This window comes from Neptuniibacter marinus (assembly GCF_001597725.1).
Lineage (GTDB): Bacteria > Pseudomonadota > Gammaproteobacteria > Pseudomonadales > Balneatricaceae > Neptuniibacter > Neptuniibacter marinus.
This window is the reverse complement of record NZ_LUTR01000014.1, coordinates 68,816-84,768: the sequence shown is the minus strand read 5'-3', so window position 1 is coordinate 84,768 and position 15,953 is coordinate 68,816. Positions and strand designations below refer to the sequence as shown.

General features: G+C 40.3%; 16 protein-coding genes. 2 read left to right on the top strand and 14 right to left on the bottom strand.

All coding sequences use genetic code 11. From position 1 onward, the window contains the following. Positions 1 to 119: 119 nt before the first annotated feature. A complete protein-coding gene (locus A3774_RS10800; RefSeq protein ID WP_067867082.1) occupies positions 120 to 755 on the bottom strand; it encodes a TetR/AcrR family transcriptional regulator in 636 nt (211 codons plus the stop codon). 502 nt (positions 756 to 1,257) lie between these two features. Here A3774_RS10800 and A3774_RS10795 point away from each other — a divergent pair. Further along, complete coding sequence (locus tag A3774_RS10795; RefSeq protein ID WP_067867080.1) at positions 1,258 to 2,052, top strand: response regulator; 795 nt, start codon at positions 1,258 to 1,260, stop codon at positions 2,050 to 2,052. A gap of 72 nt (positions 2,053 to 2,124) precedes the next feature. Here the strand turns inward: A3774_RS10795 and A3774_RS10790 are convergent, their stop codons facing one another. The 7 genes from A3774_RS10790 to A3774_RS10760 all read right to left on the bottom strand — a co-directional run bounded on the left by A3774_RS10790 (position 2,125) and on the right by A3774_RS10760 (position 9,885). Next, positions 2,125 to 3,915: a methyl-accepting chemotaxis protein gene (locus A3774_RS10790; RefSeq protein WP_067867078.1), complete on the bottom strand. Its 1,791-nt coding sequence runs from the start codon at positions 3,913 to 3,915 to the stop codon at positions 2,125 to 2,127. A 170-nt stretch (positions 3,916 to 4,085) separates the two neighbouring features. Then, the gene (locus A3774_RS10785) at positions 4,086 to 4,787 is read right to left on the bottom strand and encodes a M48 family metallopeptidase (protein WP_067867076.1); all 702 of its coding nucleotides are present in this window, start codon (positions 4,785 to 4,787) and stop codon (positions 4,086 to 4,088) included. A gap of 54 nt (positions 4,788 to 4,841) precedes the next feature. Next, the gene (locus tag A3774_RS10780; protein WP_067867074.1) at positions 4,842 to 6,839 is read right to left on the bottom strand and encodes a transglutaminase family protein; all 1,998 of its coding nucleotides are present in this window, start codon (positions 6,837 to 6,839) and stop codon (positions 4,842 to 4,844) included. Next, a complete protein-coding gene (locus tag A3774_RS10775) occupies positions 6,836 to 7,810 on the bottom strand; it encodes a DUF58 domain-containing protein (protein ID WP_067867072.1) in 975 nt (324 codons plus the stop codon). The genes A3774_RS10780 and A3774_RS10775 overlap by 4 nt, the downstream gene beginning before the upstream one ends. A gap of 2 nt (positions 7,811 to 7,812) precedes the next feature. Next, a complete protein-coding gene (locus A3774_RS10770; protein ID WP_067867070.1) occupies positions 7,813 to 8,733 on the bottom strand; it encodes an AAA family ATPase in 921 nt (306 codons plus the stop codon). Between the two features lie 185 nt (positions 8,734 to 8,918). Next, the gene (locus A3774_RS10765) at positions 8,919 to 9,224 is read right to left on the bottom strand and encodes a hypothetical protein (RefSeq protein ID WP_067867068.1); all 306 of its coding nucleotides are present in this window, start codon (positions 9,222 to 9,224) and stop codon (positions 8,919 to 8,921) included. A 175-nt stretch (positions 9,225 to 9,399) separates the two neighbouring features. After that, positions 9,400 to 9,885 (bottom strand): FKBP-type peptidyl-prolyl cis-trans isomerase, encoded by a 486-nt coding sequence (locus tag A3774_RS10760; protein ID WP_067867066.1) that lies wholly within the window; start codon positions 9,883 to 9,885, stop codon positions 9,400 to 9,402. A gap of 263 nt (positions 9,886 to 10,148) precedes the next feature. Between A3774_RS10760 and A3774_RS10755 the strand changes: the two genes are divergently transcribed. Then, a complete protein-coding gene (locus A3774_RS10755; protein WP_067867064.1) occupies positions 10,149 to 10,409 on the top strand; it encodes a hypothetical protein in 261 nt (86 codons plus the stop codon). 35 nt (positions 10,410 to 10,444) lie between these two features. Here A3774_RS10755 and A3774_RS10750 read toward each other — a convergent pair whose 3' ends face one another. The 6 genes from A3774_RS10750 to A3774_RS10725 form a co-directional block, all read right to left on the bottom strand. Further along, the gene (locus tag A3774_RS10750) at positions 10,445 to 11,218 is read right to left on the bottom strand and encodes a helix-turn-helix transcriptional regulator (RefSeq protein WP_231867970.1); all 774 of its coding nucleotides are present in this window, start codon (positions 11,216 to 11,218) and stop codon (positions 10,445 to 10,447) included. 762 nt (positions 11,219 to 11,980) lie between these two features. Continuing rightward, a complete protein-coding gene (locus A3774_RS10745; protein WP_067867060.1) occupies positions 11,981 to 12,457 on the bottom strand; it encodes a DUF2947 domain-containing protein in 477 nt (158 codons plus the stop codon). Between the two features lie 98 nt (positions 12,458 to 12,555). Then, on the bottom strand, positions 12,556 to 13,446 hold the full coding sequence (locus A3774_RS10740) for a sensor domain-containing diguanylate cyclase (RefSeq protein WP_067867058.1): 891 nt from the start codon (positions 13,444 to 13,446) through the stop codon (positions 12,556 to 12,558). A gap of 130 nt (positions 13,447 to 13,576) precedes the next feature. After that, positions 13,577 to 14,734 (bottom strand): type III PLP-dependent enzyme, encoded by a 1,158-nt coding sequence (locus tag A3774_RS10735; protein WP_156473702.1) that lies wholly within the window; start codon positions 14,732 to 14,734, stop codon positions 13,577 to 13,579. 129 nt (positions 14,735 to 14,863) lie between these two features. Further along, complete coding sequence (locus A3774_RS10730) at positions 14,864 to 15,466, bottom strand: CBS domain-containing protein (RefSeq protein ID WP_067867057.1); 603 nt, start codon at positions 15,464 to 15,466, stop codon at positions 14,864 to 14,866. 141 nt (positions 15,467 to 15,607) lie between these two features. Continuing rightward, positions 15,608 to 15,910, bottom strand: a complete 303-nt coding sequence (locus tag A3774_RS10725; protein WP_067867055.1) for a hypothetical protein — start codon at positions 15,908 to 15,910, stop codon at positions 15,608 to 15,610. Positions 15,911 to 15,953: the final 43 nt, after the last annotated feature.

Genomic DNA, 15,953 nt, shown 5'->3' with positions numbered 1-15,953 from the left:
AGAATTTAGCCCAGATCTAAACTGACAGACACCAGATAAAAAACGGGTAACTGTCAGATCAAGTCTGAGCTACTACACTTAAATAACCTCGGACAATACCAACGAATTGAACCCCCTACCTAGCTCATTTCACGCACTTTCTCACGGGTCTGAGCAAAAGAATGAGCTCCACACTTTTCCAATAGCTCAACCAAGATCTTACGATAATCAGCCCAATAGTTTTTTAAACTCACAAGATCTTCAGCTAAAAAATGCCGAGTAACTAAGCCGATCTGTAAAGAAGAGATCATCTGCACAATACCGTGCAACTCTATATGAGAAACATTTGGCGAAACCTTTTTCAATTGCTCTAAACGGATTAATGAAACCTCATCTATAAATCGACGAATCGTACACTGTCTTGTTTTATTGTGAGCTGACGCTGAGATAAAACCAAACAACGCTCTGACATATAAATTATCTACAGCAAAACATCTCAATAACTGACTTTCCATCAATTCAAAAAAGTCATCTTTAGACTCTGGAGATGGATACGCTTTAATATCCATCAACAAACTCTGAGTTAACAACTCTAAAACTTCAGTTTCTACCGCTTCCATGGTTCTGAAATGATGATACAAACCGCCCTTACTTATGGAAGCCTGTTCGATTAACCGACCAGCAGTTAAGGCATCCAATCCACTGTGGCTGATTATTTCAACAGCCGCCCGTAATATTGAGCGGCGTGTTAGATTGGAATTACTATTAGCACACATAGCTCTGACCTTCTGTAACAATGCACTACACAGGACTTACTTAGTCCCTCCACCCTTATGCTACGCCTTACATAAAGAGGGTTACATTGATAGATATAGATTTACTGATTTAGATCAAACCTGCATGATACGGAGAGATAAAGCAGGTTGGCAGTAGATGAAAAGGGGATTCCTGAGGTATTTAAATAAAAAAACCAGGGTAAAAAATACCCTGGCTGGAAGAGATAAAGACAAAACATTCACGAAGAGTAGGAATGATTCATAGCCATTAAAACACCAAGCTCATGAATATTGACTTAACAGGAAACAACTGAACAGAGAATAGACATTGGTTGAGCGAACGTCATTCACAGGCAATAAAATACTAAGATTAACTAAATTTCCTCACAATAAGCGATTACTAGTGCTTTTACAGTCAACTCTTCTCTGTCATTATCTGAATTAGATGTCTGTCATTACGAATGGTTAGATAACATCGCATACTCAATTATGGACCTAAGATATGGAATTAAGCAGCCTTTATGTCACTGTTATTGAACCTTCAAAAGTTCAACGCCAAATAATTACAGGACACTTAAATAGTTTTGGCATTGAACAGGTAGAAGAGTTTGAAGAAGCACGACCGGCACTTAACCATATGCTCTCCTCGCCGCCAGATCTTGTCCTTTCCTCTATGCACCTTCCTGATATTACCGGTACCGAATTAGTCACCCAGATGCGTGGTTTAAAAGCCCTTCAGGATATAACCTTTCTACTGGTTTCATCAGAAACTCATTATCGTTATCTCGAACCCATTCGTCAGGCTGGAGCGATCGCTATATTACCAAAACCCTTTAGCAAAGAAGAGATGGGGCTCGCACTTAAAAGCACCTTGGATTATATAACTGATTTTGAGTCAGAAAGTGACAACGATAGCTACGAAGCCCTTAACGTATTAATTGTTGATGATAGCTCTTTATCACGTAAATATATTCAGCAAATACTCACCTCCCTCTCAATCCACTCCATACAAACAGCTAAAGATGGATTAGAAGCACTCGAACTGCTCAATCAAGGCCAACTCTTTGACCTTATCATTACCGATTACAACATGCCTAATATTGATGGCAAAGAGTTAACAGAGCATATTAGAACGGCCAGCGAGCAGCCTACAGTGCCAATCCTTATGATGACGAGTGAGCAGAATGAAAGTCGATTAGCAGCCATTCAGAGTGCTGGTGTATCCGCCTTATGCAGTAAACCACTTTCATACAATACAGTTAAACATCTGATTGAACAGCTAGTAACTGATTTTTAACTCTTTAAGCTCAATAAAAACGCGGCCTAAGCCGCGTTTTTTTGATTACCAACTACAGAGAAGCTGGCAGCTTTAACCTTTATCATCCAAGAGATGATCAGGAATAAAGCCCATAATCAACGCGCCCCAATGTTGTCCATTCACATATAAGGGAATCGATAAGTCATTAAGAATTTCACCCGTATCACGAATGTATGTTTGTAATAGGAATGGCGCAGTAGAAGATGCACGTCGCACTTCTGCACGATTACTTGCGAATATGCGACGGTTACGGCTCTTAAGGTTATCAACCTCAAAATTACCCGTCATACGCTCTGAAACTTTAGAGTGATGAGCTGCGGCATATCCATTTTTATCTACGGCTATCGCATAGATAAATTCTGGCCGCTGGGAAATAAATCCATCAAATAATGGACGCATAACGACATCATACTGATCAGCATAACTCGTATCGTATTTTTCAGGCAGTTGACCATCGTTGGTACGTTTATAGTTAGTATCGAACAGATTAGCACCCCGTGAAGCCAGCTCTTCCAGTGCCGTTTGGATCTCCAGCCCCCACTGGCGCCCCGTTTGAATCATACCTTCAAAACCACCATAACCAATAATAAAGCGAGATAGAAGCTCTTGAGTCTCTTCCGTAGAGTGTTCTAGCTCTTCAGAATAACGACGCGACTCCTCTATTTCGCCATGCATCTCAGTTGATAAGGAAGTAATTTCAGATACAAGCCCGTGAGATTCTTTATTTGTATAAGCCAGCTCATCAATCGCTGCGCTGATACTACTTAATTGACCATTCAGATCCTCAAAGTCACTCACTAATCCATGAAATTGGTTATTAGTACTTTTAATAAATTCTTCAGTAGAACCAACATACTCAAGGATAGTTACTGAGCTAGAACCCGTTTTATCTACTAGAGAGGACATCTGAGTAATGTTCTGATCAATTTCACTCGTAGCTACACTAACTTTTTGAGATAAATTTCTTACCTCATCAGCAACCACAGAGAAACCACGCCCTGCATCACCTGCTCGCGCCGCTTCAATGGAAGCATTAAGTGCAAGCAAATTGGTTTGGTCAGAAAAATCTTTAACCATACCTAATATTTCAGTGATGTTTTTTGAATTCATTTCTAACTGATGCACAGTATCCTGAAAATCAGTTACTTGAGTTCTAATCGCTTCCACTTGCTGTTGTACGCGCCCTAGCTCGACACTGGATACTCTAATCTCATCCAAGTTTTGAGAATTGCGTTCAGATATTTGCAGTGTACTGCCCGCAATATTATCAATTGCTTGAGTCGCTTCTTGACTAGATTGGAAGACTTTTTGAGCCTGCTCTTCCTGCTTAGCTGCCGAACCTTGAGCTTCTATAAGTACTTTCTGTAACCGAGTTGAACTTAAAGCAACACTAACGCTTCGACGTCGGCTTTCAGCAATCATCGATTTCAAACTTGTTGAGAATGTGTTGTAACTCTCAGCCATGTCTGAAATTTCATCATAGGTATATTCAGGTAATGTCGCTGATATATCCCCATCTTTTTCTTTAATTGCTTGCAAGACATCGGTCATCTTTTTTATAGGTCGTAAAAATAGATGACGCATGAAGAAGATAGTTAACAGACCCGACACTAAGGCAAAACAAACCGTCGCTAGCCCATAAAACCAAAATGAATCTAACTCCTGCCTAATTGCCTCTCCAGAAACGTCACCAGCAGCTAAGCTGGCATCGATTTGACTGAAGTGGTTGTACCCGATAAATAACAAGGCTATATGAGGTAAAAGTAGAAATACCACATTGCCTGTTATTTTCTTCGTCAACGAATTAAAACAAGTTTTCTCTACACTCTTATACAAACTCATTTACGCACTCTTTATTGTTATAGGCTTTTATAATTTTTATACTTTTTTATAATTGAGTTACAACTTTTCTATCATTCAGTTATAACTGAATCAATATAAACGTATCCATTTGCCAACTGCAAGATTAAACTAAAGTTTCAGCATAACATCCATCAAATTAAAGTCACCCACTACCAAAGTATCCAACTTGTACACTTTTGTAGTTTATCTCTGCATTCCTTCCAGTTTTCGCAGTATTTTTCAACTAATTGCCAAAATTCAGGACGGTGATTTAAATGCACTAAATGCGCGAGTTCATGGATCAGGACATAATCGATCAACGATTTTTCAGCAAAGATTAATCGCCAATTCAAAGAGATATCCCCCTTACTTGTACAGCTCCCCCATCGTCTTTTATAGTTTTTTATAATCAATGAGTTAGACTGTAACCCCATAACATTTTGCCAATACACTATACGCTCAGAAAAATAGTTTTCAGCTTCCGTTTTATACCAGGCTTGCAAGCAGGATTTCACTCGCTCCTCTACTGCTTTTTTAGAGCGATTGGTTATGAATATATTCAGTTTTTGATCATCTAAACTGGCTCTATTTTTGGGCCCAATTTCCCAAGTAATTGCATAGTACTCCCCCTTGTAGGGGAACATTGCTCCGTCAGCGACCTTTAAACAACCTTCAGCTAATTCACTGCTAAGTTTTTCACTTTTTTGGCGAATCCATACCTCTTTGCTTTGTACCCAATTACGTACCCATAGATCGGACACCCAATGCGGCACTCTAACCTCTACGCCCTTCTCGCTAATTCGGATAGCCGCCGTTTTTCTTTTTCTGCTGCGTATTATCCGGTAACTAACAGGGCTTATAAGGTCATTCATAACAGAGATCACTGCAAAAAATAGTCATTAAAGTCGATGTAAAAAGTCTGTTTGCTAAGTTAGAAACCACTGTAAACGGACTAATAGGTTCTTGTTAACGTTAAGGCAATATCCTATCTCCTGCTTCAGTTGCGTTAATCTATGAGCATCACACACTTGTCCATATTCTATATCTTCATATAAGGTTGAAACTCGAATAAAAGATTCAGCATACTCTGGCTTATATTGTGCGAGGCGATCGCAATAATGGGTAACGGTCTCCCCCGTCCGCCGAGCCATATCTTCTCTTGCGAAGTATGCTGATAGGGCATTAATCATATTATCTGCTGGATTTGCAGATCGTTTCTTTTTGTAATTCAAGAGCAACAAGGTCAGTGAGATAACAAGCGAAAAGGGAACCAACAGGAACAGAGCAAGCTTCAGAGGTGACAATGCCCCTAATAAATGTTCTAGCAAGCCCTTTTGTTGGTGGTGATAATTGAGTACCCAGCGATGCCAGCCATAATTCAATGCCTCAATTCTATGCCGTATCTGCATCAGTATTTGATTATTTGAAATACTCCATGCACTTAACAAATTATCTTGTAAAAATGCATTGTCTTTCGACAAAACATCATCTGCTGGCTTCTCAACTCGATCAGGAGCAACCCAAGCCGTAGGATCCATACGTACCCAGCCTTGCTCAGGGAACCAGGCCTCAATCCAAGCATGAGCATCATATTGACGTACTAAGAAGTAGTTTTCATAAGGATTCCACTCACCTCCCTGATAGCCTGTGACCACACGTGCAGGAATACCAACCGATCTTAATAAAAATGCACTTGCACTCGCGAAGTGACCGCAAAACCCGGTCTTAGTCTCAAATAAAAACTCTGAAATGCTGTCATCACCTAACGGAGGGGGGGTTAACGAGTAGTTAAAATTTTGGTGATAATACTGCTTCATTTTATCTATAAACGCTTGGGGCGTCGCAGACTCCTGCCACCAGCTGGAAGCTAAGCGCTTCGCCTCATTGTTCCCAAGAGGGATATGCAGTTCCTTTGCAAAATCATCTGCGGTTTTATCTAAACCAAAACCACGATCTAAGCGCGAAGATATTTTATATTGCTCTCGATTTACGATCTTAGTTTTGGAAGCAAGTGTCATGTCAGCATAAGCATTCAGCTCACTTGGCCATGCGGAAAGGTAGTCCAATACAGGAATATAGTTTCTCTGATTCGACTCTAAAATCACTTCGTAATGAAAGGCTCTATTATCCTTAATGTCGCGATTTCGTGGCAGTTTAGGCACCTTCTCTTCATCCTTTAACCAGCCCCGTCCATCAAAATCAGACAGTACAATTGAGCGCCAGTATAACTTAGTTTGATCTGGAGCCTCCCCATCAAAACGCACCCGGAAAGCAACCTCTGCTGAACGTGTTAAACGGGTTATATCACCCGGTATCATCGTGTCAGCTAACCCAGTTTTAGCCGCAGATTTATCTAAACCGACTTCCCACAAAGGGCCTAACCTAGGCATACCCATAAATAACACAACCATAAGAGGGAAAGCGGGGATAAGCATTAAAACAGAGCGTTTCAACGGATATATAAAACCGGTCTCTCGCGATAAATTAGTACTCATCAAAGCACTTGTAACGATAATGATGGCAAGGATCACATAGATTGCTGTTCCCACACTTTGACTAAAAAGAAAGATGGTTGAAGCAACTAAGTAAGCGACATAGAGCACTATTAAGGAATCTCTCCGATGATAGAGTTCGATGACCTTCAGACCAAAACCAACAACAAGCAATGCAACCGTTACACTAATCCCTCCCCCTTCTTTATAACTCGCCAATACACCGACACCTGCGGCTAAGACTAAGCAGGTTTTCAACCATTTAGGTGGCAGTGACCAGCGTCCTAAATAAACCATCAGGCGCCAAACAATGCATAAAATCACAACAAGAGTAATCCAGTAAGGCAGATGCGGTATATGGGGTAATGTAACAATAACCACACTCAGTAATTGCCACAATAAAGCGGTGCGCGTTAGCTGCTGATCATTCACTGCAGAGATCCCTCAGCTTTAAATAATGCCAGTTCACCTAATATATTATTTAAATGCTCAGGCCCCGTAGCGGGTTGAATTGATAAGTTAGGAAGGTGCAGTCCATATTCACGATAATGATGTTCACACTCAAGCGCCCAATATGTCATAACAGATAAGCGATCTTCTGTTGATAGTTCAGGCCATTCCCGCCATAACAACCAGATCTCTTTACTCTCTTGGCCAACATAATTTTTAGTTAACAAGCCCCGCCCTTGGGCGTATTGTTTCCAAGCGATGTGTCGTAAGGATGAACCAGGTCGATATTCATCTAACCCTGAGAAATCATCCCCTGCATTCTCTTTCCCTTGCCGACCATCAATACTATCGTCAAAAGACGTCGGTAACCTGCCTTCTTCAGGTTTAGGATAAACTATTGCTGTAAGATCCAGCTCGACCCAACTCCATGCCCGTAACAAGCCAAACGGAAAAACAGTTTCAAGCGTAAGTACCTGTGGGGTAAGGTAGCCTCGCTTTTTTGCCATTACATAAAGAGATAGGTTTTTTTCTCGTGTTTTATCTAGATATATTCGCTGACCGTCCCGCTCCCCACGCCAACACAGAAACACATTTTCATAATTTCTTAGATTATTCGCATAGATTTTGAGCTTAAATTCAGCTAATTCACCTACATGACAATGCCCTGCTTTAACAGCAGAAATACATAAACCCGATAAATTAAAAAAAGTGTAATGGATTGCCAAAACACCTAACGCAATTAATAGAAAAGACACCGCATGGATAAGATTATTCTGATAGTTTGTTGCAACTAAATATAAGACGAAGCAAACCGCTAAATAAGCCCAGCCCGCCAAGGTAGGAAAGATAAAAATACTTCTTTGATTTAACTCGATTAAACGGCCTTTAGGCCTTCTGTTAGCCGCCCAACGTTCAGATAACTCGACAATAGGCTTAAACAACAGACTCAACATAGCTAAGCCAATACATCTACTTGAGTTAATATTTTTTTAATATACCCCTCACCAGCATATTCGCCACTCTCTTTTACCCCTCGCAGCCTATGGGCAAATACAGGTTGTAGCATAGCTTGAACATCCTCAGGCACGACGTAGTCCCTTCCATGTAAAAACGCCCAAGTTTTCGCAGTATTCAATAAGGCTAAACTTCCTCTAGGCGAGACGCCGAACTCAAAATGAGTGGCATCACGGGTAAAACGTATAAGACGCAGAATATAATCTAAGACACTACCGGATACGTTAACCTCTGAGCACAAATCCCGCAGCTCGAGCAGCTCAGCTGGGGTTAAACAGGGCGTTAAGCTAGGTATTTTTTTCCTTGCATCACCACCGACTAATAGCTCACGTTCAGCCTGCTCGCTCGGATACCCCAATTGAATTCGCATAAGAAAACGATCGAGTTGGGATTCAGGAAGTGGAAATGTGCCGTATTGAGAAATCGGGTTTTGAGTTGCTATAACAAAAAAGGGAGTGGGCAAACTATAGGTTTCGCCTTCAACACTGACTTGCCCCTCTTCCATCGCTTCTAGAAGCGCACTTTGCGTTTTAGGCGTTGTCCGATTGATCTCATCAGCTAATAACAGTTGCGTAAAAACAGGTCCTTTATGGTAAACAAACTCCCCACTGTTACCATTGAATATAGATACACCTATAATATCAGCCGGTAACATATCGCTTGTAAACTGAAGTCGTTGGAAGTCCAAACTCATCACTTGTGCTAATGCGTGGGCCAAAGATGTTTTCCCCATCCCTGGTTCGTCTTCAATTAACAGATGCCCCCCGCTGATCAAACAAGTCACCGCTTGTTTGATCTGTTCCTCTTTACCGTAAAGAATTTCCCCCACACTATCGATCAGTTGCTTCAGTTTGTCTCTCATTAACCCCTGACTCCAACAAAAAAGAAAATTAGTAACATTCTCATTCTAAAAGAAAGCGACTTTTTAATAGTCGAAAACACACAAACAGGCATCATTCCTAATTGGTAGATCACCGCTGCCCTGAGACTACAATCAGAAGAAAATCATGTCCTAAGATATATAACAGTACAGCACCCGAACGCATTCTAAAACGTTAAAGGGATCAATTGCCTATGGTAATTCGCATACTCTGATCGACAAACCTCTTCGTCTGTCTCTATCTGTATCAAATTGGCTGAATGGATGCCCGCTTTTAAACAAACATCATATCCCTCTTTAAGGTGATTGTAGGCAGTGACAATGCCCTCTTCATCCTTAAGTAAGGCTTTAACAACCTCGCCCTGATGCAGATACTCAACCTCAATAACAATGGGTGAATGGCCTGCCTCAATAAAATTTACAGTTTTAATTCTTTGTTGCTCTTTTAGCTTTTGTAAGTAATTAATATCCACCCTCACCTCCATGATTAGGTTAAAATATAATGTAGGTGTAATAAAAAAACTGACCGGCGTAATTCCAGTTAACCACGCCTCCTAAGCATAGCTAATAAACGATAAAAACAGGCACACCCTAGTCCATATAATAAAAAAGCCCGGACAACCGGGCTTTATCATCTCATACTCAATCTTAGTGATCGTGATTACAACCTTCGTCATGTACATGACCATGAGCTAACTCATCTTCAGTTGCTTCACGCACGTCGGTAACTTCTACACTAAACTGCAAAGTCTGACCTGCAAGAGGATGATTTCCATCAAGCGTAACTTCTTTCTCTTCTACAGCAATAACCGTTACAGGTTGCTGTCCCCAAGGAGCTTCAGCCATAAACTGCATACCGACTTCAATATTATCGATACCTTCAAAATTTGCGCGATCTACTTTTTGAACAAGCTCTTCACGGATATCACCGTACCCTTCTTCAGGCTTCACAACAACATCTAGTTTATCGCCTACAACTTTCCCGAGTAATGCATTCTCAAGACCAGAAACAATGTTGTTAGCTCCACAAACAAAGGATAATGGCTCTTGACCCGCAGAAGAATCCAGAACTTCTCCCGTTTCATTTTTAAGGGTGTAGTGAATCAGTGCGACCAAATTTTCAGCAATTTGCATAAACAAATCTCTTATAACGGGAACTTGCTGTATTAATTGGCACCATAACCCTACGTCATAGCGGGCCTTAAAAAGCAAAGAGCTACCCAAATGATTAAAAACTAAATAATACCGTCTGACTGATTTCGCTACCAGTGCTCCTATCACCTTACTGAATATTTTTCATAAACAGTAAGAAAAATAGGAATTTTTCTTAGACTCATATTAAAAGTTGTGTGCTAGTTTTAATTGGTAGGAAAAAGGAACCCACCGAGGGACGACCAATGGAAAATGCATGCACTCTTTGTTACAACTTGGTGCTACACAATAAACCACACGCTGCACTTAAAAAAATCAGCGAGTTAAAAGGTAGTGAACTGTATAAATGTTGCTGTTGTTATGCTTATTTGCATAAACACGGTGTTGAATGGGAAATCATCAGTGGTGGGGAGTTTATGGGGGCTCCTAAGCAAAACACCTCCACTATCATTGCGGCTGAAAACAAAACCCCGAGTGCAACAAATCTACGAAGCAATCAGCGTTAATTGTTCTCAACTTAAGCATTAGAATACCTATTCAGCTACAGCAATCCCACTTCGTACATCATTGCAACAAGATGAGTTTTGTTCTTTGCACCAAAGATTTTCTTAGCGCGAGTAATATGGTAGGTAACACCCTCTTCCGTCAAAGCCAGCGTATCAGCTATACGCTTAACAGGCATACCTTGAGCTGTCATTAATATTACCTGACGACAGGTTGGTGATAATACCTCTGATTTTAAATATGGGTTCTGCTCTTGCTCACAAACCACCTGAAGAAGCTCATGATAGCGAGACAGCATAGGAACCAGCCATTCACTTATACGATTAAAAAAAACATCAAACTCTTGAGGTGGAAGCTTATGAAACAGGCTAAAGTAATGGAACCAATAACGACTGCTCTGATCCTTCATCGGGATATAGGCTCTAGATGATATCCCCTGTTTCAACCAGAAATTTTCCGACAACGTCCCTTGTCCCCCCTCCAATGAACTCACTAAAAATGGTGAAGTTATAGACGGTAAAACATTCCACAATGGATCATGTTGGGCAATATCTTTGTAATAACTTTTAACCACAGCATCAGGCAAAGATCCCACAATATCACTACCGCCATCCCATCGTTGCTTCTGGCTTTCTGAACTAGGGTTAATGACCCCCCTTGTTAAAACCGAATAGGTAAAATACACAAAACCAAGCTGAGTAAGCAGTTCATCAATCTCATGTAACAGCTTCTCCCAAGTACACTCAAAAGCAAGCACAGAGGTTTCCTGAAACGCAGGTTCTTTTTTTAGCTGTGAAATAAAGTTTTCCATATTTTGCACTCAACACTCCCTCTAAATGTTAGCCCTTAAACTAGGGGGTTATAAAATCCATTTTATACAATCGAATACACTTACAACTAAAGGATTCAAACAAAAATAGTTTTACAATACTGATATTAACTTCGGACTTTATAATCAATACCCTAGCCACACTCTAATAATAAGCTTATTAAAAATATGCAGAAGTACCAAAACCTATAGTATAGAGTCTGATTTTTAGCCTTATCTAATATAATGCTACAAAATCACCGTAAAAACATTGATTTATGTACTACTCAGCTAAATTAACCATTTTTCATACCATACTAAATTACTATGGTTTATATGCAAAACATACTACTTAGATCTTAAATTTTCACTTACATATTGCAAGGTTATATAAGTAAAACCATTATCACTTTTTAAAAGTGGTCTTTAAATCCAGTCTAAAATTCAAACAAAATTTAATTATAAGCTCTTAATAAGACAACAACTGAATTAATAGAAAGGCAAAATATATTTAAAATATTAATTATTAATGAATAGGCTTAACTGCACCTTAATTTGGTCTAACTTTCTTACCAATAATTATAATCCATTTTAGCCAAAATAGAGGAAGTAGAAACAGGAAGAGAAGAGAAGAGAAGAGAAGAGAAGAGAAGAGAAGAGAAGAGAAGAGAAGAGAGTAAATCTTGAGAAGTTAAGCTCTCTAGATGAAGCATCGAAAAAGCCGATCAAAAGAGCTTAACGCTAACTAAATCAAATCCAAAGAAACTATGGGCGCCGTCCGATGCGGTAACTTCCATTTTCAAAAAACTGTACAACCTCTCTGCGCTTACGACCCAACAAGATTGGACCATTATCGAAAAACAAGAAATTCTTCCAATGATGACGGAAAATGCCCCATTTAGTCTCAAGAATATGGTCACTTTGATAACAAAAATAAACCGTTACATTATCGTCCCAATTGCCTAGAAACTCCTCAAGCAATGGGGGCAACGCTTCCTTACTTGAATCCCAAGCTGACTGCCAATAATCCTTATCTACCCAGTTTTTATCTTGCCCGACCCAATCATCGCCTGAAAAATGTTCAGGATGAGAACAGCCTCGACTAATATGCTCAGACCAAATCTGCTCAGCTCTTTTTTCTGATAGAGGCTTTATCTCCTCTAGGTCTTCAGCAGAGACAGGCAAATCTTTATGTCTAAAGATCCAAGCCTTAGTATATTTTTCCATTGGTAAATAATTCATTAGAGACTCTTAGATATATTCTTTTGAACAGAGAGTTAATAAAGGCTTAAAAAAAGGGAGCCTATAGCTCCCTTCTATTCTAACAAGAGGAGCAACAACTAAGCTTCACCTTCAACTCGATTATGGCCACTCTGCTTCGCTATAAACAAATTCTCTAGCGCACGCCGAAGCATGTTATCAGGATCATCTTCAGGCCCATGTAATGCCGCCACACCGACACTCACCGTAAAATTAACATCACCTGCAGCATAAGGGATTTCCATCTCTTCCATAATCCGTCGAACACGCTGCCCTGCCGCCATACCTTGATCATGATTCGTTTCAGGCATAAACATAACAAATTGATCATCGCCGTAACGGGCTAAAAAATCAGATGTTCTTTTCATACTATGGACAGAGGTGACTAATTGCTGAAGAACTTGATCACCACAATCCCATGAGAAATTATCATTAAGATCACTGAAATTGTCTACATCAATTACCATCAAGCTACAGACCCAATCATAACGTTGCGCTTGCGCAACAGCCTGTTCTAAAACTGGCTTTAATGCTCTGCGATTATAGGCACCCGTCAATGGATCACGCTGAGCCTGACTGGTCACTTGGCGTTCCAAACGTCGTTTATCAGAGATATCTCTCAAGACCACAACAACTTCGTCATTAGCCGAAGAGCAACGTAACTCAATCCACTTAGTTTCATGTAAACCTTGTTCTCGCAGTACAGGCACATGCTCAGGACGAAGTTGGAAATCAACTTTGATCACCGTTGAGGTATCAATCGCTTTTACCGCCGCGGCAGTGATCTCACTATTGATATCTACGGGAAAAATATCTTCTAGTTTGCGCCCTGTAATGGCGTCTTTATCTAACCAGTCAGCAGCTCCCGTAGAACACGCCATGATCAGACCTGTAGGTTCTATCACCATAACAGCATCCGCTGTTGCTGTTAAAAGAGCATCATAACGTGCATGAATCTGTTTATCGGACATCCAATATTCTCCAACCAAACCAGACAATTAAAATCGGCATATCAAAAAGATAGCTGTTTGCCTCGCAAGGAACAACCCGTTTGATCAATTTTATGGCAATGTTATTAATTAATAAGCCATAGAACCCAACTTAAAGAATATGATAGTCCAACGGAGGAAAACCATTAAACTCTATAGAGCTATAGCTTGTCGTGTAAGCACCCGTTGAAAACCAATAGACGTAATCCCCTATTTCTAGTGATAGCGGCAACTCATACTTATGCTGCTCATACATAATATCGACACTATCGCAGGTTGGTCCGGCAAGAATAACTTCTTCGGCAGGCCCCTCCTTAGAGGTCGCTAGTGGATACTTGATCGCCTCGCCCAAGGTTTCAATTAAGCCATTAAACATACCTACATCTGTATAAACCCAACGTTCTAAAGCTGTACTCGATTTTCTAGAGATCAAAACAACTTCAGAAACAATAACACCCGCATCCCCGACTAAAGAGCGTCCAGGTTCGAGAATAACTCGAGGTAGGGTGTCAGGAAAATCTTCCGTCAGAAAGCGCTGTATCTCTTCTGCATAAGTGGAAAAGTCATTCGTTTTTTGAATATAGTTAGCTGGAAAGCCACCTCCCATATTAATCATTTCTAGATTAATACCATATTCAACACTCAAACGTTCATAAATGATTTTTACCTTCGCTATAGCCCCATCCCAAACATCAATATCTCTCTGCTGTGAACCGACATGAAATGAAACACCATAAGGCTGAAGTCCCAAGTCTCGCGCTAACACCGCTAACTCAATTGCCATTTCTGGATTACAGCCGAACTTACGGGAAAGAGGCCAATCAGCTCCTTCAGAACCATCCGTCAACACACGAATATAAATTTTTGACCCCGGCGCATTAAGCGCAATATTCCGTAAATCAGCTTCAGAATCGGTCGCATAAAGACGCACCCCTTTCTCAAAGAAGTATTTAACCGCTGAGGCTTTCTTTATTGTATTACCATAGCTCATGCGATCAGGAGAAACGCCCTGTTTAAGAACCTTATCAAGCTCCTGAGGTGAAGCTATATCAAAACTTGAACCTAACTCAGCCAACAACTGTATTACTTCATTAGCGGGATTCGCTTTGACCGCATAAAAGAGATCCGCGTCGGGAAAGCCCTGCTCCAATTCAACATAACGATTTTTAATAATAGAGAGGTCCAACGCCAAAAAAGGTGTAGGATGCTTTTCAGTTAATAACTTCAGACGCTCTGCAGCTGACTGGCTAAAATGCTCAGGTAAGTTCATGCGCAATGGCACCACAGAAATAGAGTTGATGATAAAAGTCCGCTAGACGAACCTAACAGTGAAATTTTGCGAAGTATAGTAAGGTTTAGATTAACAAGTCCAGCGTTATAAAATTACTTTTTCATCCTTTTAAAAGCCACCGTTTTGAGTAAGGGCGTTCTCTATTTCAGCAAAGCTTTTTGCTTCATACATTATGTCAAAACTAATTTTAAGTCTTCGGGAAATATCACTTGAAGAGATAATACCTCTAACTCGTAAAACACCTGCGGTACTTTCATCAATAACAACCACATGCTGATCACCCGAATCTTTCATTGTAAGCATCACATCACCTACACGAGCATCACAAAGTTGAGTATAGGTAAGTGTTTTAATGTTAAATTTACTTAGCATGATGTGTCTAACTTGTACCTGCTCCCTACTTACTTGGTTTTTCTGCATAAAGGCCATCACTTTTCGCCCTCCTGCATCACCAGCAGTAACAATTCCAGCAAAGGCATCTTTATTATCTAATACAAAAAGTAACCGTACATGCTGACTCTTCATATACTCAAGCGCCTCAATGATCGGCATTGATTCAGCAACAGTGACAGGCTTAATCTTAACAAAGTCAGTAAATACATCGAGTGCTGGGCTGTACAAATTAGTGGGGATCGCCTTATTGTCAGGCGACAGAATATAGTCAACCTCAGCGGCGTCAAACAGTCTTATGTTTTTGAATTCCTGAAGCATAAACCACCCCTAACATCGTTTTAATTCAGGATAGTACAATTCAGAAAGTTTGCGCTAAAAGCGATAATTATTGATATAAGACATACGCCGTATAAAAACAAAAAAGCAGCGAATGCTGCTTTCTACTATGAGAAAAAATGCTTAGTATCCTAACTCACTGGGATCAATAACAACGCCTAATGAGCGCTTATCAATAAAGTTACCTTTACTGGTTTCCTTGTAACGAAAAGTGACTTTCTTACCTAAATCAATCTCCAACTCTTTATCTGAAGACATATAAGAGTACTTCTCACCATCAACAACAATATTATGAATATAATAAGGCGGCATACCAACCCACTCTGTATGAGGGCCGTCAGTTTCGACGCTTTCTAATACACCACGACCGGCTAGTTTTGGTGTTTTTTTGTAGCCGCCTTTGCGACCTTGAAAATTCCCAGCCATTAAGGCTCCTTGACAGTTTGAAGATAAAATAGAAAAACGCTGT